We start from the raw sequence: 22,407 nt of genomic DNA, 5'->3' as shown, positions 1-22,407 counted from the left end.
CGGGCTCCCCGCCGGTCGGCGCGGAGCGCGCCCCGGTCAGCGGTAGACGGCCGCGGGCGCTGGGGCCGGCGCCGGGGCCGGCGCCGGCTGACGACGGGGCCGCCGGGCGAACGGCGAGAGGCGCGGCGGCCGGCGGGCCGCGACGTCCTCGACCCAGCCGAGGGCGAGCACGACCACGGCCAGCGCCGTCAGCGCGATGGTGAAGTCGACGGCGTTCTCCAGGGCCTGGGTGGGGATCCGCCACAGCTTCAGCGGGTCGAAGAGCCACACCGCGACGGTGATCGCCACGTTGTGCCAGAGGTAGATCGTCACCGCCCGGTTGTTCACCATCGACACGAAGCCGTCCAGCGGCCGGGCCCGGGCCAGCCAGCCCATCCGCGGCGCCCAGCGCAGCAAAGCCAGCACGAACCCCATGGAGAAGACGGCGTACGCGACCGGGCGCCCGGTCAGGTCCATCCCGTTCTCGCCCGGGTGCAGGTAGGCCCAGCCCAGGCCGCCGCCCACACAGGCCGCGGCCAGCGCGAGGACCAGGGACGGCCGCAGCCGGGCCAGGTCACCCTCGCGGTGGGCGAAGCCGAGGATCCAGCACGACCCGAACGCGAGCACGTTCTGCACGACCCAGCCGGCGGTGGTGCCGAAGGTGTCCGGGTAGGCGGTCAGCAGCATCAGCCCGAACAGCGGCAGCAGCACGGTCGGCAGGTTCCACCGGCGGTAGAGGGCGAGCAGCACCGGCGAGAGCAACACCAGCCACAGGTAGGTGACCAGGTACCAGAGCACGCCCGCGGCCGGGTAGCCGAACTCGCTCGCCGGCGGGTCGGCGATCGGCAGCACCCAGAGCAGCAGGTGCGGCCAGGACGGCCGGTCCGGCCAGCCGCGCTGGATCATCAGCGGTACGAGGATCAGCGCCATCACCCACAGCGCGGGCAGCAGCCGGCGCACCCGGTTGCGCACCGCCCGCGACGCGGACCGGTCCAGCGACTTGACCATGAGCGAGCCGCCGAGCGCGAACATGACCCCCATGGACGGGAAGATCAGCTCCAGCGCGGCGAACGGGAACGCGTGGAACAGCACCACCCGCACGATGGCTACAGCACGCAGCGTATCGAAATACCGATCCCGTCCCGTGGTGGCGATGTCCGACACGGCCTCTCCCTGCCCATACGTGATCCGGCCGCCAAGGCCAATGACTACAGACAGTAGTGTCTTCCGCGATCTCCGCAGCGGTCCGAACGGGTGATCCGGGCCGCCGTTCCGCCCGGCCGGGCGGGGCCGGTCGGACCGCGCCGGGCGTCCGCACCACCGGTGCGTCGATGTCATAATTGCTGCCTGCGCCCTCGTCGACAGTTCGGAGCACCATGCCCGCATCCCGGTCCGCCGCCGGCGCCGTCGACGAATCGGCCGCCCGCCGGCCGACCCTCACCGAGGTGGCCGCCCTGGCCGGGGTGAGCCTGAAGACGGCCTCCCGGGCGCTCAACAGTGAGCCGAACGTCGCCGAGGACACCGGTCGCCGGGTCCGCGACGCGGCGGACCAGCTCGGCTACCGCCTCAACGGCATCGCCCGGGAGCTGCGCCGGGGCGCCACCTCGGCGCTGGTCGCCCTGATCAGCGGCGATCTGACCAACCCGTTCTACTCGGCCGTGGCCAGCGGGATCGAGCGCGAGCTGCGCCAGCACGGCCTGCAACTCGTGACCGCCAACAACGACGAGGACCCGGAGCTCGAGCGCGCCCTGATCGACACGTTCCTCGAGCGGCGGGTCCGCGCGCTGCTGATCGTGCCCAGCGGCGACCGGCACGGCTACCTGGCCATCGAGGGCAGCCGCGGCGTGCCGTTCGTCTTCCTGGACCGCCCGCCGGACGGCATCGACGCCGACGTGGTGGTCATCGACAACGCGGGCGGCGCCCGGGCCGGCGCCGAGCACCTGCTCCGGGGCGGCCACCGGCGGATCGCCCTGATCGCCGACCTGGCCCGCACGGTGCCGCAGCGCGGGCGCATCGCGGGTTTCCAGGCGGCGATGCGGGCGGCCGGCAACCGGCAGTGGGAGCCGTACCTGCGCACCGACGTGCACGACGTCCGGCGGGCCGAGGAGACGGTCCGCGAGCTGCTGGCCCTGGATCCGCCGCCCACCGCGCTGTTCACGACGAACAACCGGCTCACCACCGGGGCGCTGCGGGTGCTCAAGGACCGGCCGGAGCCGCCCGCGCTGATCGGCTTCGACGACTTCGACCTGGCCGAGGTCATCGGCACGACCGTGGTGGCGCACGACGCGGTGGCGATGGGCCGGGAGGCGGCCCGGCTGGCCCACGAACGGATCAGCGGCCACTCCGGCCCGGCCCGGTCGATCGTCATCTCGACCTCGGTGATCGCGCGCGGCAGCGGCGAGCGCCCACCCGCCTGACCCCCGCACCACCCTGTCTGTCTGCTCGCTCACCATAGTTGAACACGTTCAAGTCGAGCTGTCATGCTGTCGGCATGAAACGGCTGCTCGACTTCACCACGCTGGCCGGCCTGCTCGTCGGGGCCGCGACGGGCGCGGTCCTCACCCCGTTCGGCATTCCCTTCGGGGCGGCCGCCGGGGCGGTGCTCGGCCTGCTGTCCGGCCTCTGTACGGCGGGACTTCTGCACGCCGAGGGACCCGACTTCACGATCTCCGCCGCCCGCGTCCTGCTGGCGGCGCCGCCGCTGATCCTGCTCGTGCTGGCCGGCACGGTGACCGCCCTGATCGGCGGCGCCGGCGGCGTGTTCCTGGCCGTGGTCAGTCTCGTGGTCGCGACGCCGCTGACCGCCGCCGTGACCCACGCCGCGACACCGTGGGCGGTGGCGAAGCTGCGGCCGGGGCCGGCCGACGGAACCGCCCGGCGGGCGATGATCCGGGCAATCCTCATCCCGCTCTGGTTCCTGGTGTTCGCCGTGGTGGCGTGGGTCGTCACGTTCGGGTTCCTCACGCTGCAGTGACCCCCGGACCTCGCCTAGAGTGCTGCGTGTGACGTTGGAGATCGAGCGGGCGCCGCTGTCGCGCGTCGACGTCGGGCTCAGGTCGGCCGAGGAGATCCGCGCCGACCGCCGGGCCGCCGCGCTGCGCACCGAGGTGGCCCTCAAGGTCACCCTGGTCACGCTGATCTGGCTGGTCTCCGTGTCGCTGCTGGTCGGCTGGGGCGTCACCGGGCCGCAGCGCCAGCCCGGCACCCTGCTGCTGGCCGCGCTGGCCGCGATCGTGCTGCCGTTCGTCGGCGCCGTCATCGCCACCCGGCACGGCCAGTTCCGGCTCGGCGGCGTGTACGTGGTGATCACGCTGGCGATGGTGTTGCCCGCGCTGAGCCTGATCCGGGCAGGATGAGGCCATGGCCGACAAAGAGGAACGGGCCGGCGTACCGCTGACCAACCTGGACCAGGAGCTCTTCCCCGGCGCCGAGGCGACCAAGCGGGACCTGGTCGACTACCTGGACGCGGTCCACGACCCGATGCTCGCGGTCCTGCGCGACCGGCCGCTGTCGGTGATCCGGGTGCTGCGCGGCCAGGACAAGTTCATGCAGAAGAACCTGCCGAAGTACACGCCGGAGTGGGTGCCGCGGACGGCCGTGTGGGCCGAGGCGTCCCACCGCGAGGTCCAGTACGCGCTCTGCAACGACCGCCGCACGCTGCTCTGGTTCGCCAACCAGCGCGCCGTCGAATACCACCCCACGCTGATGACCAGCACCGACCGCGACCACCCGACCCACCTGATCATGGATCTGGACCCGCCCGAGGGCGCCGGCTTCGACGTGGTGGTCCGGGCCGCCCACCTGGTGCGGCGGGCGCTGGCCGAGGCCGGCCTGGCCGGCGCGGTGAAGACCAGCGGCGCCAAGGGCGTGCACATCTTCGTCCCCCTCGACGGCACCGCCGGCACCTGGGACGTGGCCGCCGCCACCCGGGCCGTCGCGGCGCGCGCCGAGCGCCTCGACCCGGAGCTGGCCACCACCGCGTTCATCGTGCAGGACAGGCAGGGCAAGGTGTTCCTGGACGCGACCCGCTCCGGCGGCGCGAGCGTGGTGGCGGCGTACAGCCCGCGGGCGCGGCCCGGCCTGCCGGTGTCGTTCCCGGTCGGCTGGGACGTGCTCGACGACGTGACCCCGGCCGACTTCACCGTGCACACGGCGCCCGAGCTGCTCAACGGCAGCGACCCGTGGGCGGCGCACATGCCGCCGCCGCAGCCGCTCGACGCGGGGCTGGTCGCGGAGGGGCACACCATCCCGGTGGCCCGGGTGGCGGCGATGCACGAGGGCAAGCGCCGGGCCCGCGCCAAGCGCGACGCCGGCTGACGCGTACTCACCCGGGGACCGGCCGGCCGCCCATGCGAGCTAACCCGCGAGGTCCCGCCAGAAGGCCACGGTGGGGCGGCCCGGCGTCAGCGGCTCGCCGCCGAACTCGTGCCGCACATAGGACCGCAGGTCGGCGCCGTAACTGATGATGTCGGTCTGCATCACCGACAGCACCGGGTGCCCGGACGTGCCGCGGCCCGCCGGCAGGTAGCGGTGCGCGTAGACGGGCACCAGCCGCGGCACGGTCATGAGCAGCCGCCGGGCCACCGTCACGGCGTCGGCGGTCTCGGCCGGTTGCGGGCCCCAGCCCTCGTACCAGAAGCCGTTCTCCGCCACGTCGAACAGCACGCCCTCGACCGGCATGGCCAGCTTCTCGCGGAGCTGGGCGCGGTCGCCGTCGCGCCAGTCCGGCCAGCCCCGGCCGAACGGCAGGCCGACGGCCAGGAAGGCGCGGTGGTCGTCGGCGAAGGAGAACCCGAACTCCTGCTCCACGGCGGCGAACTCGGCCTCGGTCAGCCCGGGCCGGATGGGGAAGCGGCCGGCGGCGGCGAGCAGGTCGGCGGCGGCGGTGCCCTCGTCGATCACCGGGTCAGCGTAGAGCGACCTACGCCGATCGGTGTAGCCCCGTACGCGAAGGGAGTCGGCCCGGGAGCCGCCGCCGGGACGACGCGCCAGGCCCGCGCCGAACCTAGTTTGCTGGCATGACCGACACCTTGAGACACCATCCGGGCCTGCTCATCGGCGGGGCCGGGGCCCTGGCCGCGCTCGTCGCGCTGGGCGTCGTGGCGGGACCGCGACTGGGGATCGACTGCCATGAGACGCTCATCTCGCTGACCCGGCGGCTCGCCCTGTGGGTCATCGCAGCCGGCCTCAGCTTCGTGACGCTGCGACCGCTGCGGCCGGCCACGGGCACGGGTACGGGAAGGTGACCACCATGCCACGCTCACTGCCCTGGGTCGCCGCGCTGCTGACCCTGATCGGCGTCCCGGCCGGCCTCGCCGTCACCGGCGGGAACCTGGATCCCGCGCTGACCGGCGCCGTCGCTGTCTGCCTGGCCCTCCTGACGCTGCTGGTCGGCCGGTGGCCGCTGACCGTGCTGATCGTCGGCGTGCTCAGCACCGTCGCCCTGCACACCGCGCACCTGATCGGCAGCGGCTGGGCCTGGCCCTCCACCGCGGCGTTCGTGGCGCTGGCGCTCGCCGGGCGGGTGCGGACCGCGATCGTGGCCGGGGTGCTCACCCTCTGGTACGGCGTCGTCTGGGACAGCTTCGTCGAACCGCTCCCGGCTGACCGGGTGCTCGGTCAGTTCGGGGGTGAGGTGCTCTGGCTGGCCGCGGCGCTCGCGACGGCCCTCGCGTACCGCAGCACCCGGCGCTGGCAGCAGGAGGCCGCGGCCCGGCTGGCGCAGTCGCTGCACGAGCGGGAGCTGGACGCTCGGCGGCGGCGCGCCGAGGAGCGCGTCGGCATCGCCCGGGACCTGCACGACGTCGTGTCGCACACGCTCGCCGTGGTGGGCGTGCACCTCAACGTCGCGCTGGACATCTTCGACGAGGAGCCGGCCGAGGCCCGCGAGGCCCTGCGGCTGGCCCAGGAGGTCCGCGGCCGGGCGATGGGTGACCTGAGGTCGCTGGTGGACGTGCTCCGCGAGGGCGACCGGATCGAGACGCCGGCCGCCGGGTTGGAGGGCCTGGCCGGACTGATCGACCGGGTCCGCTCCGCCGGGGTGACCGTGACCGTGACCGAGCTCGGCGAGCGGGACGCGGTGCCGGCGCCCGTCGCCACGGCGGTCCACCGGGTGGTGCAGGAGTCGCTGACCAACACCGTCCGGCACGCGCCGGCCGCCCGGGCGACCGTGATGCTGCACTACACCCCGGCGAGCGTCACAGTGGAGGTCGCCGACGACGGCGCCGGCGCGGCGCCCGGCACGGAGGGACACGGGATCATGGGGATGCGCGAGCGGGTCGCGGCGCTGGGTGGCGCGCTGACCGCCGGACCGGTGCCGGGCCGGGGTTTCGTCGTCCGCGCGCTGATCCCGGTCGCGGCCTGAGATGACCGTCTCCGTGCTGCTCGCCGACGACCAGCATCTGGTCCGGGCCGGCTTCCGCAGCCTGCTCAAGCGCGACCGGGGGATCGTGGTGGCCGGCGAGGCGGCCACCGGCGACGAGGCGGTGCGGGCCACCCGCGCGCTGCGCCCGGACGTCGTGCTGATGGACATCCGGATGCCCGGGCTGGACGGGATCGCGGCGACCCGGCTCATCATGGCCGACCCCGGGCTGCGGGGCTGCCGGGTGATCATCCTGACCACCTTCGAGACCGACGAGTACGTCTTCGCGGCGCTGGCGGCGGGGGCGAGCGGGTTTCTCACCAAGGAGGTCGACCCGGAGGGCCTGCGGCACGCCGTCCGGGTGGTGGCGGCCGGCGAGGCGCTGCTCTCCCCCAGCGTCACGCGCCGGGTGATCGGGCAGTTCGCGTACCGGCCCGCCCCGGCGCCGGCCGGCGGCGCGCGGTTGGCGGCGCTGACCGGCCGCGAACGCGAGGTGGTGGGCCTGGTCGCCACCGGACTGTCCAACGAGGAGATCGCTCGGGAGCTGGTGATCAGCCCGCTCACCGCGAAGACTCACATCACCCGGGCGATCGCCAAGCTCGGCATCCGCGACCGGGTGCAGTTGGTGATCATCGCCTACGAGGAGGGCCTGGTCGGCCGCTGACCGCTCAGGTCCGGGCGGTCAGCTCCGGGGCCGGGTACGTCTGCCGGAACGTGAACGCCTCCGGCGACGGACCGGCGGCGACCCGGGCGAGGCGTTCGCATCCCTGCTCGACGGTGGGGAGCCGGCCGGCCGGGATCCACCACAGCACCAGCGACGCCGGGGCGATCGGCCGGAACCACTCGCGGCGGCGGCGCAGGTAGTCCAGGTGGGTGCTCTGGTACGAGAACGCGCGCAGCGCCTCGATCGACTCCCACACCGACATCGTGACGATCACGTCCGGGTCCAGCGGGCGGACCGTGGTGGCGTCGCCGTCCGGACCCTCGGCGAGGCGCCAGACGAAGCCGGGTGACGCGTCGGCCAGCGCGTTGATCGTGTCCAGGCCGGCGACGAACCCGGCCATCGTCGGGTCGGTCAGCGGCGCGCGGAGGCGGGCGGCGTTGAACTGAGCCAGGTGGAATGCGGTCGTCATGGGCTCAGCACAGCAGACCCCGCTCTGTAGTGTCAACCGCCATTGTTTTTAGACAGCACTACGCAGCAGCGCCCGGGGGCCGCGTCCATCCGGGCCCGCCACCGCGCGGACGCGCCGGCGCCGTCCAGCAGTCCGGTGATCATCGCCAGGTTCATCCCGCAGATCAGCGGCGGGAACTGCTCGGCCAGCCGGTGGAACGGGCAGTTGCGCAGCTCGATCCCGGCCGGGGTCTCCGCCGGGGCGTAACCGTGCGCGGCCAGCAGATCGGGCACGTCCGCGCCGGGCGATGTGCGACGGCCGTGCTCGCGGGCCACCTCGAAGAGCGCCGCGTCGGCGCCGCTGCGCTCCACGGACTCGGCCAGCAGCTCGGCGGCCGTCCGGTAGGCGCGCGGCGGCACGCTGACCGCGTGCTCGGCGGCGGACGCGCGGTAGAGCTTGGCCGGGCGGCCCGCGCCCGGACCGGTGCGACCCGAGCGCCGGGCGTAGGAGACCTCCAGCAGCCCGGCGTCGACCAGCTTGTCCAGGTGGAACGCCGCCAGCGTGCGGCCCACCCCGAGCGCCGCGGCGACCTCGTCGCGGCCGACCGGGCCGGCGCCGGCGGCCAGCACCGCCCGGTAGGCGGCACGCCGCACACCGTCGGCGAGCGCGGCCACCGCCGCCAGGCCGGAATCGAGGTCATCGGGGGCCGTCATCCGCCCAGCGTATAACCAAGCGGCGTTGGCTCTAGAGAAGCGGCTCCATGCTGACATCGATGTCAACCGGACGGCGCGCAACCCTTGCGGATCGACAGACTTACACATGACGATGTCTCGCGGAGGTTTCCTTACAACTTCCAGGAGGAGACGGCATGCACCGGCCACGATGGGGCGTCGCCCTGTTATCCGTCACACTGATCGCGGCAGCGGCGGCGGTAGCCACGGGCGGTGCGGCCGCGGCGGCCGCCGCCGGCTCGTTCCGCTCGTCCTTCGAGACCGGCGATCCGCAACCCGACTGGACCGACACGGTCGACCCGGAGGCCGGCAGCGGTGGCGTCGACGGCACCGTCGTCGTCGGCATGCCGGGCAGCCTGCGCGGCCACGTCACCGCCATCGCGGTCAACGCCGAGCCGAACGGCAACGAGGGCCGGGCCAACCTCAACGACGGCGACTCGGCCACCAAGTGGCTGGTCGACACCCCGACGAGCTGGGCGCAGTACACCCTGGACGCCCCCGCCGAGGTCGTCGGATACGCGCTGACCTCGGCCAACGACGCCCCCGAACGCGACCCCCGGGACTGGACCCTGCAGGGTTCCGCCGACGGCAGCACCTGGACCACGGTCGACACGCGGACCGGGCAGACCTTCGCCGAGCGCTTCCAGACCCGCACCTACACCGTCGCCGACCCGGGCTCGTTCCCGATCTACCGGCTGAGCATCACCGGGCACCCGTCCGGCGACCTCACCCAGCTCGCCGAGCTCGAGCTGGCCGGCGCCGACGTGACGCCGCCGCCGGCCGGGCCGATGCAGAGCCGGACCGGTCCCGGGCCGGCCAGCTCCCCCACCGCCAAGGCGGGCGTGGGCTTCACCGGGCTCCAGGCGTTCCAGATCGCCGGGCGGCACACCGCCGAGGGCCGGGGGCACTCGACCAACCAGGTCTTCGACGTGGACGTGGCGGTCACCGCCGACACCGAGCTGTCGTACCTGGTGCTGCCGGAACTCAACCGGGAGGACCTGAGCAACCCGGCCACGTACACCGCGGTCGACCTGGCGTTCACCGACGGCACGTACCTGTCGGATCTCCGGGCCGTCGACCAGCACGGCGTGGTGGTCAGCGCCGCCGCGCAGGGCGCGTCGCAGACGCTGTACACCGCCCAGTGGAACAAGCGGACCGCGCGGATCGGCGAGGTCGCGGCGGGCAGGACCGTCGACCGCATCCTGATCGCGTACGACAAGCCGAGCGGACCCACCACCTTCCGGGCCTGGTACGACGACATCGCGCTCGCCGAGGTCCCGGCGTCCCGGCCCCGGGAGCACCTCGCCGAGTACGCCGAGACGCGCCGCGGCACCATGTCCTCGGGCGACTTCTCCCGCGGCAACAACTTCCCGGCGACCGCGGTCCCGCACGGCTTCAACTTCTGGACCCCGGTCACCAACGCCGGCACCACGAGCTGGCTGTACGAGTACCACCGCCAGAACAACGCGGCCAACCGGCCCACCCTGCAGGCGTTCTCGGCCAGCCACGAGCCCAGCCCGTGGATGGGCGACCGGCAGACGTTCCAGGTGATGCCGAGCGGGGCGACCGGCGTGCCGGACGCCAACCGGGCCAACCGGGCGCTGGCCTTCGGGCACGAGAACGAGGTGGCCAAGCCGTACCACTACGGCGTGACCTTCGACAACGGGCTCCGGACCGAGATCGCGCCGGCCGACCACGCCGCGCTGCTCCAGTTCACCTTCACCGGCGACAGCGGCAACCTGATCCTCGACAACGTGGACAGCCGGTCCGGGCTGACCATCGACGCCGCCGGCCAGGCGGTCTCGGGCTGGTCGGACGTCAACAGCGGCGGCCTCTCCGCCGGCTTCACCCGGATGTTCATGTACGCCACCGTCGACGCCCCGGTCACGGCGAGCGGCATGCTGCCCACCGGCAACCGCCCGTCCACCGGCTACCTGAAGTTCGACACCACCGCGGACAAGACCGTGCGGATGCGCATCGCCACCTCGCTGATCAGCGTCGAGCAGGCCCGGCACAACCTGGACCTGGAGATCGCCGCCGACGCGACGCTCGCCTCGGTCCGGGACCGGGCCCGCGAGCTGTGGGACGCCAAGATGCACACCGTCGAGGTCGAGGGCGCGTCGGAGGATCAGCTCGTCACGCTCTACTCGAACCTGTACCGGCTGTTCCTCTATCCCAACTCGGGCTACGAGAACACCGGCAGCAACGACGAGCCGGTCTACCGGCACACCGTGCAGTCCGCGGTGACCAGCCCGGCCAGCACCCCCACGCGGACCGGCGCGCCCGTCGTGGACGGCAAGGTCTACGTCAACAACGGGTTCTGGGACACGTACCGCACCACGTGGCCGGCGTACTCGCTGCTGACGCCGCGGCAGGCGGGCGAGATGGTGGACGGGTTCGTGCAGCAGTTCCGCGACGGCGGCTGGATCTCCCGCTGGTCGTCGCCGGGCTACGCCAACCTGATGGTCGGGACCAGCTCGGACGTGGCCTTCGCGGACGCGTACCTCAAGGGGGTGCCGGGCATCGACGCGGAGACGGCGTACCGGGCCGCGGTGAAGAACGCGACGGTCACGCCGCCGAATGCCAACGTCGGCCGCAAGGGTCTGGCCGGCGCGATCTTCAAGGGCTACACGCCCAGGGACGTCACCGGCGAGGCGATGAGCTGGGCCATGGACGGCTACATCAACGACTTCGGCATCGCGAACATGGCCGAGGCGCTGGCGGCCGAGGGCGGCCCGCGGGCGCGGCAGTACGCCGAGGAGGCCGAGTACTTCCGCAACCGGGCGCTGAACTACGTGCACATGTTCGACCCGTCGGTGGACTTCTTCCAGGGCAAGAGCTCGGCCGGCGGGTGGCGCAACCCGCCGGAGACCTACGACCCGCGGGTCTGGGGCTACGACTACACCGAGACCGACGGCTGGAACATGGCGTTCCACGTGCCGCAGGACGGCCAGGGCCTGGCCAACCTGTACGGCGGCCGCGACGGCCTGGCCCGGAAGCTGGACAAGTTCTTCGCCACCCCGGAGACGGCCACCTTCCACGGCTCGTACGGCGGCCCGATCCACGAGATGTACGAGGCCCGCGACGTCCGGATGGGCCAGTGGGGCTTCAGCAACCAGCCGTCGCACCACATCCCCTACATGTACGACTACGCGGGCCGGCCGGACCAGGCGCAGCGGCTGGTCCGCGAGGCCACCGCCCGGCTGTACCTGGGCAGCGAGATCGGCCAGGGCTACCCGGGCGACGAGGACAACGGCGAGATGAGCGCCTGGCAGGTGTTCAGCGCGCTGGGCTTCTACCCGTTGCAGATGGGCCGCCCCGCGTACGCGATCGGCTCGCCGCTGTTCACCAGGGCCACGGTCAACCTGGAGAACGGCCGGAAGATCGTCGTCAACGCGCCCGGCAACAGCCGCCGGAACGTCTACGTGCAGTCGCTGAAGGTCAACGGAAAGGCGTACGGCTCCACGTCGCTGCCGCACGCGCTGCTGGCCGACGGCGCGACGCTGGACTTCACCATGGGCCCGTCGCCGTCGACCTGGGGCACCGGCCGGGACGCCGCCCCGCCGTCGCTCACCACCGGCGACGCGGTGGCGAATCCGCTGCGCGACCTGACCGGCCCGGGCCGCGGCACGGCCTCGGCGCCGGCGCTGGTCGACGACACGTCCACCACCCAGGCCACGTTCGCCGACGGGTGGCAGTACACCTTCGCCTCCGCGGGCGAGCAGGCCAGCTACTACACCCTGACGTCGGGCCCGGCGGCGGCCGGTGACCCGTCGTCGTGGACGCTGAAGGGCTCCTACGACGGCACCACCTGGACGACCATCGACCAGCGCAGCGACCAGAAGTTCGACTGGCGCCTGCAGACCCGGCCCTTCAAGATCGCTTCACCCGGGCGGTACCGGCACTACCGGCTGGAGGCCGGCCCGGCCGGCACGCTGGCCGAGATCGAACTGCTGGGCATCCCGGCCCCGGCCTGCACCACCACCATCTCCGACCAGGTCGTCGGCGCGGTCTCGGTGCGCTCCGGGGTCACCTGCGTCAAGGCCGGCGCCCAGATCACCGGCCTGGTCTCGGTGTCGCGGGGCGCCTCGCTCTACGCCACCGGGGCGACCCTGCGCGCGGCGGTCACCGCGACCGGCGCGGGCACGGTCGCGCTGCTGGACACCACGGTCAGCGGTCCGGTGACGGTCACCGGCTCGGGCCCGGTCAGCCTGGAGCACTCCACCCTCAAGAGCGCGGTGACGCTGCTCGGCAACAAGACCGCCACGGTGGTCGCCGGCAACACCGTCGGCGGCCCGCTCACCTGCTCCGGCAACCAGCCGGCGCCGGTGGACAACGGCCTGCCCGACGACGGCGGAGGGCCCCGCCTCGGGCAGTGCGCGAAACTCTGACGCCCGGCGCAGCCGCCTCCCCGCCGGGGAGGCGGCTGCGTCTAGCCTGGCCTGTATGTCCGATCCTCTGTGGGCCGCGATCGCCGCGGCCGATCTCGGCACCCTCGCCACCATCAAGCGCGACGGCCGCCCGCAACTGTCCGATGTGAACTACACCGCCGACGACACGACCCGGGTGTTGCGCGCCTCCACCCGCAGCTCCCTGGCCAAGGTGCACAACCTGCGCCGCGACCCGCGCGCCAGCCTGCGCGTGGCCGGGCCCGGCGGCGCCGGCTACGCGGTCGCCGAGGCCACCGCGTCCTTCTCCCCGCCGTCGGCCGACGAGCACGACGCCACGGTCGAGGAGCTCATCGAGATCTACCGGCTGATCCGCGGCGAGGAACACCCGGACTGGGACGACTACCGCCGGGCCATGGTCGCCGACGGCCGGCTGGTGCTGAGCCTGCGCGTGGAACGGCTCTACGGCTGGGTGATGTAGCCGTGGCCCGCCTCATGGACATCGTCGTCGACTGCGCGTCCGCGCCGGCCCTGGCCCGCTGGTGGGTACGGGTGCTCGACGACCACCGCATCGCACCGTACGGTCCCGGCGACCCGGATCCCGACGAGGACCCGACCGTGCTGGTGCTGCCCGGTCCGGGAGGCGGGCCGCGGATCTGGTTCACCCAGGTGCCCGAGCCCAAGACCGTGAAGAACCGCGTCCACCTGGACCTGAACGCCGAGGACCCGGTCGCCGAGCTGGCCCGGCTGACCGGGCTCGGCGCCCGGGTGCTCGGGGAGACCGACGGGCTGACCGTGCTGGCCGACCCCGAGGGCAACGAGTTCTGCCTCGACAAGGATCAGGCCAGCGTCACCGCGTAGAGGAGCAGCCGGGCGTCGTTCGGCAGGGTGATCGAGCGGACCTGCTTCCCCGCCGCCACCGGCAGGCTCACCCCGAACAGGCTGACCGGCGGTCCGTCCACACCCTGACCGGCCTTGATCCGGTGCGGCAGCGCCAGCGCTGTCGTCGTGCCGGTGGCCGCCGGGCCGCACCAGTCCGCCACGGTCACCGTGGCCGGGGCGGATGTGCCGTCGGCGTACCCGATCGTCAGCGCGGCCGTGACCGGCCCGTTGTGGGTCGTGGCGACCAGCTTCACCGCCGCGTGGTCGCCGGCCGGCAGCAGCAGCGACTGGCCGCGGGCCGGCACGAAGTTCTTCGCCGGGCCGGCCGGGTCGGGCGCCTGGTAGGGCACGCCGTCCCAGGTCACCGGGCCGGCGGCCGGCAGCAGCGCGGCGTCGTAGCTCCAGCCGCCGCCGTCGAAGTCGCCCTCCGCCGGGGCGGCGACGGTGGCCGTGCCGTCGACGGTGCGTTCGGCGGCGAGGTCGACCGGGCAGGCCGGGCCGGGCGGCCCGGCGCAGGCCAGCGGCTCCCGCACGGTGACCGAGGCGGTCCGCTGGACCGGCGTGGCGCCGGGCGCGGTCACCGAGACCTCGACCGGGTACGCGCCCACGGTCGTCCCGGCCGGCGCGCGGACCGTGACCGTGGCGGTGGCCCCGATCGGCAGGTGCCGGGTCACCAGCGGCTTCGGCCCGCGCGGGGTGACCGTCGCCGTCCAGCCCGCCGGCACCGACGCGGTGACCCGGGGGGCGATCGTCAGCGGGGCCTGGGCGACCACGTCGACCTGGAAGGCCGCCTGCTGCACGGTTGCCGAGCCCGCGGGCAGCGCCGCGCTCGCCGGGCGCAGCGTCGCGTCCACGTGGGTGCGGTCGTCCGCCGGCGCGTGGTTGACCGACGGCGGCTCGGCGGCGGCCGACCGGCCCCAGGCGGACGGCTCGCTGCCCAGGGTGTGGGCGAGGGTGCCGCCGCGGGCGACGGCCGACCAGGCGAGCCAGTTCCTCGCCACGGGGGCGCCGTTCAGCGTGACCCGCTGGATGTAGCGGTTGGCGTCCGAGACGCCGGGCGCGGTGATGGTCAGCGTGCCGCCGCCGGTGCGCACGGTCGCCGACGGGAACTGCGGGCTGGACAGCGCCAGGAAGTCGGCGCCGCTCATGGTCGGGTAGAGGCCCAGCGACGAGAACACGTACCAGGCGCTCATCGTGCCGAGGTCGTCGTTGCCGGTCATGCCGTCGGGCCCGGTGGTGAACAGGGTCATCGCGGCCCGCACGACGGTGGCGGTCCTGGCCGGGTCGCCCACCCAGTGGTACAGGTACGGCGCCAGCAGGTCCGGCTCGTTGTTCGGGTTGTACGTGGGCTTGGCGTAGTAGTCGTACGGCCGGGCGATCCAGTCGTTGCGGGCGGTGCCGGCCGGGTCGGTGAGCAGCTTGTCGTGAACGAAGAAGGCGTCCAGCCGCCGCTCGGCCGCCGCCCGGCCGCCCATCAGTCGCACCAGCCCGGCCGGGTCCTGCGGCACCAGCCACTGGTACTGGTACGCCCCGCCCTCGTGGAACTGCTCGTCCGCGGCCACCGGGTCGTACGGCGTCAGCCAGGTGCCCTCGACGGTGCGGGGACGGAACTGGCCGATCGAGGAGTCCCAGAGGTTGCGGTACCACTGCCCCCGCCGCGCGAACAGCGCCGCGTCCGCCGACTCGCCCAGCCCCTCGGCCATCAGGGCCAGGGCGGCGTCGGCGGCCGCGTACTCCAGCGTCGCCGACGCCGGGTGGTCGCAGTCGTTGTCCCCGCCCCGGTCGGCGCAGTCCTGGCCACGCGCCAGCCCGGACGGGACGTACCCGCGGTCGGCGTAGAAGTCCTGCCCGGTGCGACCGTTGGACGGCGAGCCCGCCGGCGGCCGCGCGGTGGCGTTGCGCCGCAGCAGCGCGTACGCCTCCCGTTCGTGCCCGGCCAGCAGCCCCTTCGACCACGCCTCGACCAGGAACGGGGTGACCGGGTCGCCGGTCATGATGTTGGTCTCGCTCGCGGCCAGCGCCCAGCGCGGCAGCCACCCGCCGTCGCGCCCGATCGCCACCACCGACAGCGCCACGTCCCGGGCCACCGCGGGCACCAGCAGTTCGAGCAGCTGGTTCTGCGGCCGGTAGGTGTCCCAGAGCGAGAAGTTCTGGTACGGCGTGTACCCCTCGGCGGTGTGCACCGCGCGGTCGAAGCCCAGGTACCGGCCGTCGACGTCGCCGGCCAGGTTCGGGTGCAGCAGGGAGTGGTAGAGCGCGGTGGCGAAGACGCCGCGGCGCTCGGCCGGGCCGCCGCGGACGGTGATCCGGTCCAGCTCGGCGGCCCAGGTGGCGCGCAGGGCGGCCCGGGTGGCGGCGAAGTCGTACGAGCCCGCGGTCTCCGCGGCCAGGTTCTGCCGGGCGCCGGGCAGCCCGGTGTACGACAGCCCGACCTTGACCACCACGTCGCGGTCCTCGGTGGCGTCGAAGGTGACCCAGGCGCCGTTGCCGCCGGACCCGGCCGCGTCCCGCCCGCCAGGGGTGAGCGCCGAGCCGCGCCAGGTGCCGGTGGCGGTGAACGGGCGGTCGAAGGCGGCCGTGAAATAGACGGTGTGGTCGTCCCGGCCGGCGCAGAAGTTGCCGGCCCGGACGCGGCCCTCGACCGTGCGGTCGCCGACGACGTGGATCTCCGAGTCGAACACCGGCTGGTTGGCCCGGCCGGTGTTGAACAGCACGTTGGCCGCGCCGGTGGCCGGGAACGTGTACTTCTGCCAGCCGGTGCGGGCGGTCGCGGTCAGCTCGGCGGTGGTCTGGTAGCGCGTCAGGCCGACCCGGTAGTAGCCCGGCTCGGCCTGCTCGTCGGCGTGCGAGAACGGCGAGCGGTACTGGTCCGGGTCCCCGGTGCCGACCGGGCCGGTGGTGGGCAGCATCGGCAGTTCGCCGGCGACGCCGCAGCCGACGCCGGACAGGTGCGTCTGGCTGAAGCCGTAGATACTGCTCTGTGCGTAGTCGTAGCCGCCCTGTCCGCCGGTGTCCGGGCTGACCTGCACCATGCCGAAGGGCGCGCTCGCGCCCGGGAAGGTGTTGCCGAAGTTCCGCGTGCCGACGAACGGGTGCACCAGGGCGACGGGGTCCTCCGCGGCGGCCGCCGCCCGGGCGGGGCTCACGGCGCCCGCGGAGACGACCAGCAGCAGGGCCGCCAGGAGCCGACGGGTCATCGGGGCACCTCCGGTCAACGACGTCAACAATTCCTGACAACGTTGTCACAAGCCAGCGAAGTCTGTCAATGAATGCGGGCCGCCGGGCACCCCGATTGCACCCGCGGGCCCGGCGAAACCCCTCAAGTCGGTATCCGGGAATCCGATCTCGGCGGGTACGACCACCCTGCCCGGGGTGGCCGAGCGCCGGGAGATGACCGTGACAGCAGCCAGCACAGCACCGCCGACGCCCCGTGGCGTCCACCGCTGGGCCCGGCTCTGCATCGCCGTCGGTGTCGTCGTCGCCGCGTTCGGCCTCGTGCTGGTCACCGGCCTCGGCGGGCCGGACGCCTCGCCGGCCATCTCCAACCTGGGCCTCTGCGCCGCCGCCGGCTCGGCGGCGCTGGCCTGCCTGCTGCGCGCCGCGGCCTTCCGCGGCCGCCGGCGGGCCGGCTGGGCCCTGCTCGGCCTCGGCGTGCTCTGCTGGGGCGCCGGCCAGGCCTGCGCCATCTGGCTCGAGACGTTCACCGGCACGGTGCCGCTGCCGTCGCAGGCCGACATCGGCTACCTGGGCATGATCCTGCTGTCCTCGGCCGGCCTGCTGGTGCTGCCGGTGGCCACCCAGTCGCTGGCCAACCGGGTCCGCAGCGTGCTGGACGGCCTCATGGTCGCCGCCTCGCTGGTGCTGATCGCCTGGTTCCTGGTGATCGAACCGCTGCTCGCGTCGGGCGGCGACAGCACGCTCACCCTCTACGTGAGCCTCGCCTACCCGCTCGGCGACGTCGTCATGGTGACGATCGTGGTCTACATGCTGGCGATGCAGGGCCGCCGCGGCCGCACCTTCAGCCACCTCGCCCTGGTCGGCGCCGGCATCGTGGCCTTCGCGGCCTCCGACATCGCGTACGCCTACCTCAACCTGACCGGCGCGTACACCTCCGGCCGGGGCACCGACGTCGGCTGGTTCGCGGGCTTCTCGCTGATCATGCTGGCCGCCACCAAGCCGGTCCCGGCCCGCGGCGCCACCGAGCGCCCGGCGCCGAGCGTGGACGGCGACGGCGGTCAGCCGTTCGGGGTGCTGCTGCCGTACGTGGCCGTGCTCGCCTCGCTGGTCACCAGCGTCGTCTGGTTCGCCCGCACCGGGCTCTCCTCCGACCTGGTCGCCTACACCCGCTCGGCCCTGATCCTGCTGATCGTCGGCCGTCAGCTGCTCACCCTGCTGGAGAACCGCAACCTGACCCGCAACCTGGAGGCCCGCGTCGCCGACCGCACCGCCGAGCTGTACGCCAGCGAGCAGCGCTTCCACGCGCTGGTCCAGCACAGCTCCGACGTGGTGACCGTGGTGGGCGTCGACGCCGTGGTGATCTACCAGAGCGAGTCGGTGCAGCGGGTCTTCGGCTACACCCCGGCCATGCTCACCGGGCGGACCGTCACGCAGTGGTTCACCTCCGACTCGGCCACGCGGTTGCTGGACGCGCTGCGTTCGGTGAGCGGCCGGCCGTACGCCACCACCGTGCTGGAGCTCACCCTGCCCCACCTCGACGGGCGGGCGCGCCAGGCCGAGATCACCGTGACCAACCTGCTCGACGACCCCAACGTCGGCGGCCTGGTGCTCAACACCCGCGACATCAGCGAGCGCAAGGAGCTGCAGGAGCAGCTGGTGCACGAGGCGTACCACGACGCCCTGACCCAGCTGGCCAACCGGGCCCTGTTCCGCGAGAAGGTGGCCGAGGCGCTGGAGGCGCGCGGCGCGGACGACGACGTGGCCGTGCTCTTCCTCGACCTGGACGGCTTCAAGGAGGTCAACGACAGCCTCGGACACCTGGCCGGCGACCAGCTGCTGGTCCGGGTGGCCGACCGGCTGACCGCCTCGGTGCGCGAGGGCGACATGGTGGCGCGGTTCGGCGGCGACGAGTTCGCCGTGCTGATCCGCTCGGCGCTGGGCGCGGGCGAGGCCGAGCTGGTGGCCCAGCGCATCGTCGACGGGCTGCACGAGCCGTTCCGGATCGACACCCGCGACCTGCACGTGCGGGGCAGCGTCGGGCTGGCCACGTACGCCGCGCTCGACGCCGGCGACACCGACGCCGACGACGCCGAGCAGCTCATGCGCAACGCCGACCTGGCCATGTACCGGGCCAAGGGCGCCGGCGGCAGCGGCTTCGCCAGCTACGACCCGCAGATGCTGGCCGGCCTGGTGGAGCGCCTGGAGCTCGAGGCCGACCTGCGCCTGGCGCTGGACCGCGGCGAGCTGCGGCTGCACTACCAGCCCACCATCGACATGACCGACAGCCGGGTCGTCGGCTTCGAGGCCCTGGTGCGCTGGCAGCACCCGGTCCGCGGGCTGATCAGCCCGCTCGACTTCATCCCGATCGCCGAGGCCACCGGCCTGATCGTGCCGCTGGGCCGCTGGGTGCTGGAGGAGGCCTGCCGGCAGGCCATGGAGTGGGCGGCGCGCGACGGCCGGCGGCCGGTCAAGATGGCCGTCAACGTCTCGGTCCGCCAGTTCGACCGCAGCGACCTGCCGACCGTCGTCCGCGAGGTGCTGACCCGCACCGGCATGCCGGCCGACCAGCTCTGCCTCGAGATGACCGAGAGCGTGCTGATGACCGACACCGAGGAGAACCTGGCCCAGCTGGTCCGGCTCAAGGCCCTCGGCGTGACGCTGGCCATCGACGACTTCGGCACCGGCTACTCCTCGCTGGCCTACCTGCGCCGGTTCCCGGTGGACACCCTCAAGATCGACCGCTCGTTCGTGGAGCGGCTCGGCGAGCAGACCGACGACACCGCGCTGGCCAACACCATCGTCCAGCTCGGGCAGAGCCTCGGGATGTCCACGGTCGCCGAGGGCATCGAGGAGTACGGCCAACTCGCCGCGTTGCGGGCGATGGGCTGCACGTTCGCCCAGGGCTTCTACTTCTCCCGCCCGGTGCCCGCCGGCGAGGCCGGCCGCCTGCTGCTCGAAGGCGCCGGGGCGCAGCAGTCCACCGCCTGAGTTCCCCTCCCCCGACAGTTGCAGGAGTCCGCATGACCGCCGCCCTCACCGGCGCCCGCCCGGCGTTGCCCGCCCCGTGGCCCGCCGCGCTGGCCCCGGACTGCCTCGAGGTCATCGACCTGCCCACCCCGTACCTGGTCACCGACCTGGACACGGTCGTCGACCGGCTGGCCGGGTTCACCGCGGCGCTGCCGGGCGTGCGGCCGTTCTACGCCATGAAGTGCAACCCGGCGCCGGAGATCCTGGCGACCCTGCGCGACCACGGCGCCGGCTTCGAGGTCGCCTCCCTGGGTGAGCTGCGGATGCTCGAACGCCTCGGCGTGGACCCGGCCGCGGTGCTCTACAGCAACCCGGTCAAGCCGCCGGCGCACATCGCCGCCGCGCACGCCGCCGGGCTGTGGCGGTTCAGCTTCGACTCCGCCAACGAGCTGCGCAAGATCGCCGCGAACGCCCCGGGCAGCGCGGTCTACCTGCGGCTGCTGGTCGACGACACCGCCAGCTCCTTCCCGCTGTCGCGCAAGTTCGGGGCCGAGGCCGCCGAGGCGCACGACCTGCTGACGCTGGCCCGGCGGCTGGGGCTGCGGCCGTACGGGATCACCTTCCACGTGGGCTCGCAGTGCGCCACCGCGGGCGCGTGGCGGCACGCCATCGGCACGGCCGGGTCGATCATGGCCGGGCTGTTGGCCGAAGGCATCCGGCTCGAGCTGCTCGACCTGGGCGGCGGCTTCCCGGCCCGGTACCTGGCGGACGTGCCGTCGATCGCGGAGATCGGCGCGATGGTGCTGCCGGCGCTGGCCGAGCTGCTGCCGTACCGGCCGGGCCTGATCGCCGCCGAGCCGGGCCGGTACCTGGTCGCCGAGGCCGCGGTCATGGCCGTCGCGGTGATCGGCCGGGAGGTCCGCGCCGGCGAGCACTGGCTGTTCGTCGAGGTCGGCGCCTACAACGGCATGATGGAGACGATCCAGGTGCCGACCGGCTGGGACTATCCGCTGTGGTCGTCGGTGCCCGGGCACGGCGAGGTCGCCACGCTGCCGTTCACCGTCACCGGGCCCAGCTGCGACAGCTCCGACACGATGTTCTCCGGCGTCGCGCTGCCGGCCGGCATCGACGTGGGCGACGTCGTCTACATCGGCTCGGCGGGCGCCTACACCCTCAGCTACGCGTCCGCCTTCAACGGCTTCGCCCCGCCCACGCCGCTCTTCGTCGGCGGCCGGGCGGGCGGCGCGGACGCCCGGGACCTGACGCAGGAGCTGGTCCGGGCCGGATCCCGCGGTGGTCGCTGACCGGCCGCGGCGGGCGCCGAGGGGCGGCGGGCACCGCGGCGTCGGACCGGTCGGCCTGCGCCGCGCCGGCCGGCTGCGCGAGCTCGTGGTCGCGGGGGTGGCCGACTCGTTCGGCATGGCCCTGGGCTGGACGATCCTCGTGCTGCTGGCCGTCGCCCACGGCGGGCTGGCCGAGGCCGCCCTCTACAACGCGGCGATGCTGCTCGGCGTCGTGCTGTCCGCGCCGGTCACCGGCCGGCTCTCCCGCCGCTACGCCGGCCGTACGCTGCTGCGCGGCGCCGCCGGCACGGAGATCCTGCTGCGCGTCGGCGCGCTCGCCGGGCTCATCGCCGGGCTGCCGCCCTGGCTGATCGCGCTGACCGTCACGGCGATGCATGTGGCGGCCTGGGTGGGCTTCGCGGCGATGCGGGCCGAGGTGGCGGCGGTCGACGCCCGGCCGCGGTCGATGACGCGGTACGCCCTGGCCATCGCGGCGATCGAGGCCGCCGGGACCGGGCTGGCCGCGCTGCTGCCCGTGGGCCCGGCGGGCCACCCGACCGGCTGGGTGCTGGGGGCCGTCTTCGTCGCGTACGCGGGCGCGCTGATCCCCACGATCATCAGCTCCCGCCGGGCCCGGATGACCCCGCTGGGCGCGGCCCGCGGGACCATGCCGGCCCGGATCCTGGGGTACGCCGTCGGCCACCCGGCGGCCCGGCGGGTGCGCGCCGGACACCGCCGCGATCCCGGCCGCCGAACGGCCCGGCGCCCGCTGGTGTCCCCCCGGCTGCTGGTCGCGGGCGGCGGCATCATGCTGCTCGCGTCGGGCCCGACCCTGCTCGCGGTGCCCCTCACCGACGAGCTGCACGGCCGCGCCTGGGTGGCCGGCGTCGCCGTGGCGTTCAGCCTGGGCTGCCTGCTGGCCACGGTGGCGGTCGAGGCGATCGGCACCATGCGGCTGCCCGCCGTGCTGCGCTGGTCGCTGTGGGGACTGGCCATGCTGGTCGGCTGGATCGGCGCGCCGCTGCACGCGGTCAGCGTGCTCATCGCCCAGTTCCTGGCCGGGATGAGCCAGACCGCGTTCGAGGGTGACATGGACGCGCTGGTCGCGGGCGAGGCGCCGCGGGACGGCGTCACCACGGCCCTGGCCTACAGCGCGTCGGTCCGGGCGCTGGGCGGCGCGGCGGCGGTGAAGGTCCTGCCGCTGGTGGTCACCGCCCAGGCGATCGACCGGGCGGTCAGCGCGTTGATCGCGGTGCTCGGCGTCGGCGCGCTGACGTTCTGGGTCGTGACGTCGATGCCGCGGCCGCACCGCCGCGTGGCGCCGGCCACCGACTGACCCCAGGTTCCGCAACTCCGGTGTGGCCGGCCCCCGGTGAGCACCGTGCGGGCCGTTCACCTGCATCGATCCCGCCGCGGCCCGGCGGGACGTTGCGGGGAAGCGCTTCCCGAGCCACTACCAGGCATTGACACCGGTAATCAGCGGGTTCAGAGTGACGTACCAAAGAGCGCTTTCTCATCCCCGAAGCA

The 22,407-nt window shown here is 73.8% G+C and carries 18 protein-coding genes; 13 read left to right on the top strand and 5 right to left on the bottom strand.

Features of this window, described 5'->3' with window-relative positions; translation table 11 throughout:
• Positions 1-36: 36 nt before the first annotated feature.
• Positions 37-1,143, bottom strand: coding sequence for an acyltransferase family protein (locus tag Ani05nite_RS06710; RefSeq protein WP_203766057.1), 1,107 nt, complete (start codon positions 1,141-1,143; stop codon positions 37-39).
• Between the two features lie 212 nt (positions 1,144-1,355).
• Here Ani05nite_RS06710 and Ani05nite_RS06705 point away from each other — a divergent pair, with 212 nt between their 5' ends.
• The 4 genes from Ani05nite_RS06705 to ligD all read left to right on the top strand — a co-directional run bounded on the left by Ani05nite_RS06705 (position 1,356) and on the right by ligD (position 4,296).
• On the top strand, positions 1,356-2,396 hold the full coding sequence (locus Ani05nite_RS06705) for a LacI family DNA-binding transcriptional regulator (RefSeq protein WP_203766055.1): 1,041 nt from the start codon (positions 1,356-1,358) through the stop codon (positions 2,394-2,396).
• A 74-nt stretch (positions 2,397-2,470) separates the two neighbouring features.
• Positions 2,471-2,953, top strand: a complete 483-nt coding sequence (locus Ani05nite_RS06700; RefSeq protein WP_203766053.1) for a hypothetical protein — start codon at positions 2,471-2,473, stop codon at positions 2,951-2,953.
• 28 nt (positions 2,954-2,981) lie between these two features.
• Entirely contained in the window at positions 2,982-3,335 is a 354-nt protein-coding gene (locus Ani05nite_RS06695; RefSeq protein ID WP_203766051.1) for a hypothetical protein, read from the top strand.
• Positions 3,336-3,339: 4 nt separating this feature from the next.
• Positions 3,340-4,296 (top strand): non-homologous end-joining DNA ligase, encoded by a 957-nt coding sequence (ligD, locus tag Ani05nite_RS06690; RefSeq protein ID WP_203766049.1) that lies wholly within the window; start codon positions 3,340-3,342, stop codon positions 4,294-4,296.
• Between the two features lie 39 nt (positions 4,297-4,335).
• On the opposite strand, the gene Ani05nite_RS06685 is transcribed toward ligD, so the two are convergent.
• On the bottom strand, positions 4,336-4,881 hold the full coding sequence (locus tag Ani05nite_RS06685; RefSeq protein ID WP_239129413.1) for a hypothetical protein: 546 nt from the start codon (positions 4,879-4,881) through the stop codon (positions 4,336-4,338).
• A 116-nt stretch (positions 4,882-4,997) separates the two neighbouring features.
• Here Ani05nite_RS06685 and Ani05nite_RS06680 point away from each other — a divergent pair, with 116 nt between their 5' ends.
• From Ani05nite_RS06680 to Ani05nite_RS06670, 3 genes are read left to right on the top strand one after another with little or no spacing between them, the layout of a single operon-like run.
• Positions 4,998-5,225, top strand: coding sequence for a hypothetical protein (locus Ani05nite_RS06680; RefSeq protein WP_203766047.1), 228 nt, complete (start codon positions 4,998-5,000; stop codon positions 5,223-5,225).
• Between the two features lie 5 nt (positions 5,226-5,230).
• Positions 5,231-6,343 carry a sensor histidine kinase gene (locus tag Ani05nite_RS06675; RefSeq protein ID WP_203766045.1) on the top strand — a complete coding sequence of 371 codons (1,113 nt, stop codon included), beginning with the start codon at positions 5,231-5,233 and terminating at the stop codon, positions 6,341-6,343.
• Position 6,344: 1 nt separating this feature from the next.
• On the top strand, positions 6,345-7,004 hold the full coding sequence (locus Ani05nite_RS06670; RefSeq protein WP_203766043.1) for a response regulator transcription factor: 660 nt from the start codon (positions 6,345-6,347) through the stop codon (positions 7,002-7,004).
• A 4-nt stretch (positions 7,005-7,008) separates the two neighbouring features.
• On the opposite strand, the gene Ani05nite_RS06665 is transcribed toward Ani05nite_RS06670, so the two are convergent.
• Together Ani05nite_RS06665 and Ani05nite_RS06660 are read right to left on the bottom strand one after the other, a co-directional pair.
• Positions 7,009-7,473: a DUF3291 domain-containing protein gene (locus Ani05nite_RS06665; protein WP_203766041.1), complete on the bottom strand. Its 465-nt coding sequence runs from the start codon at positions 7,471-7,473 to the stop codon at positions 7,009-7,011.
• Between the two features lie 32 nt (positions 7,474-7,505).
• On the bottom strand, positions 7,506-8,165 hold the full coding sequence (locus tag Ani05nite_RS06660) for a helix-turn-helix transcriptional regulator (RefSeq protein WP_203766039.1): 660 nt from the start codon (positions 8,163-8,165) through the stop codon (positions 7,506-7,508).
• 200 nt (positions 8,166-8,365) lie between these two features.
• Between Ani05nite_RS06660 and Ani05nite_RS06655 the strand changes: the two genes are divergently transcribed.
• Genes Ani05nite_RS06655 through Ani05nite_RS06645 form a run of 3 tightly spaced genes read left to right on the top strand, consistent with a single transcriptional unit; the run spans position 8,366 to position 13,432 of the window.
• Positions 8,366-12,574: a GH92 family glycosyl hydrolase gene (locus Ani05nite_RS06655; protein ID WP_377881053.1), complete on the top strand. Its 4,209-nt coding sequence runs from the start codon at positions 8,366-8,368 to the stop codon at positions 12,572-12,574.
• A 55-nt stretch (positions 12,575-12,629) separates the two neighbouring features.
• Positions 12,630-13,052, top strand: a complete 423-nt coding sequence (locus Ani05nite_RS06650) for a PPOX class F420-dependent oxidoreductase (protein ID WP_203766035.1) — start codon at positions 12,630-12,632, stop codon at positions 13,050-13,052.
• 2 nt (positions 13,053-13,054) lie between these two features.
• Complete coding sequence (locus tag Ani05nite_RS06645; RefSeq protein WP_239129408.1) at positions 13,055-13,432, top strand: VOC family protein; 378 nt, start codon at positions 13,055-13,057, stop codon at positions 13,430-13,432.
• On the opposite strand, the gene Ani05nite_RS06640 is transcribed toward Ani05nite_RS06645, so the two are convergent.
• Entirely contained in the window at positions 13,411-16,650 is a 3,240-nt protein-coding gene (locus Ani05nite_RS06640) for a GH92 family glycosyl hydrolase (RefSeq protein WP_203766033.1), read from the bottom strand. The genes Ani05nite_RS06645 and Ani05nite_RS06640 overlap by 22 nt on opposite strands.
• Positions 16,651-16,825: 175 nt before the next feature.
• Here Ani05nite_RS06640 and Ani05nite_RS06635 point away from each other — a divergent pair, with 175 nt between their 5' ends.
• The 3 genes from Ani05nite_RS06635 to Ani05nite_RS06625 are packed head-to-tail and all read left to right on the top strand — an operon-like array spanning position 16,826 to position 22,216.
• Positions 16,826-19,618 (top strand): putative bifunctional diguanylate cyclase/phosphodiesterase, encoded by a 2,793-nt coding sequence (locus Ani05nite_RS06635; RefSeq protein ID WP_239129406.1) that lies wholly within the window; start codon positions 16,826-16,828, stop codon positions 19,616-19,618.
• 32 nt (positions 19,619-19,650) lie between these two features.
• Positions 19,651-20,901 carry a type III PLP-dependent enzyme gene (locus tag Ani05nite_RS06630; RefSeq protein WP_203766031.1) on the top strand — a complete coding sequence of 417 codons (1,251 nt, stop codon included), beginning with the start codon at positions 19,651-19,653 and terminating at the stop codon, positions 20,899-20,901.
• On the top strand, positions 20,891-22,216 hold the full coding sequence (locus Ani05nite_RS06625; RefSeq protein WP_203766029.1) for an MFS transporter: 1,326 nt from the start codon (positions 20,891-20,893) through the stop codon (positions 22,214-22,216). The genes Ani05nite_RS06630 and Ani05nite_RS06625 overlap by 11 nt, the downstream gene beginning before the upstream one ends.
• Positions 22,217-22,407: the final 191 nt, after the last annotated feature.

Origin of the sequence: Actinoplanes nipponensis (genome assembly GCF_016862275.1) — a bacterium.
Taxonomy (GTDB): Bacteria; Actinomycetota; Actinomycetes; order Mycobacteriales; family Micromonosporaceae; genus Actinoplanes; species Actinoplanes nipponensis.
This window is presented reverse-complemented; position numbering and strand designations above follow the sequence as displayed.

Bases quoted from the DNA above. Each gene is read 5' to 3' on its own strand.
- Ani05nite_RS06640 (WP_203766033.1), bottom strand. From the start codon at position 16,650: ATGACCCGTCGGCTCCTGGCGGCCCTGCTGCTGGTCGTCTCCGCGGGC.
- Ani05nite_RS06705 (WP_203766055.1), top strand. From the start codon at position 1,356: ATGCCCGCATCCCGGTCCGCCGCCGGCGCCGTCGACGAATCGGCCGCC.
- Ani05nite_RS06680 (WP_203766047.1), top strand. From the start codon at position 4,998: ATGACCGACACCTTGAGACACCATCCGGGCCTGCTCATCGGCGGGGCC.
- Ani05nite_RS06700 (WP_203766053.1), top strand. From the start codon at position 2,471: ATGAAACGGCTGCTCGACTTCACCACGCTGGCCGGCCTGCTCGTCGGG.
- ligD (WP_203766049.1), top strand. From the start codon at position 3,340: ATGGCCGACAAAGAGGAACGGGCCGGCGTACCGCTGACCAACCTGGAC.
- Ani05nite_RS06630 (WP_203766031.1), top strand. From the start codon at position 19,651: ATGACCGCCGCCCTCACCGGCGCCCGCCCGGCGTTGCCCGCCCCGTGG.
- Ani05nite_RS06665 (WP_203766041.1), bottom strand. From the start codon at position 7,473: ATGACGACCGCATTCCACCTGGCTCAGTTCAACGCCGCCCGCCTCCGC.
- Ani05nite_RS06650 (WP_203766035.1), top strand. From the start codon at position 12,630: ATGTCCGATCCTCTGTGGGCCGCGATCGCCGCGGCCGATCTCGGCACC.
- Ani05nite_RS06670 (WP_203766043.1), top strand. From the start codon at position 6,345: ATGACCGTCTCCGTGCTGCTCGCCGACGACCAGCATCTGGTCCGGGCC.
- Ani05nite_RS06675 (WP_203766045.1), top strand. From the start codon at position 5,231: ATGCCACGCTCACTGCCCTGGGTCGCCGCGCTGCTGACCCTGATCGGC.
- Ani05nite_RS06660 (WP_203766039.1), bottom strand. From the start codon at position 8,165: ATGACGGCCCCCGATGACCTCGATTCCGGCCTGGCGGCGGTGGCCGCG.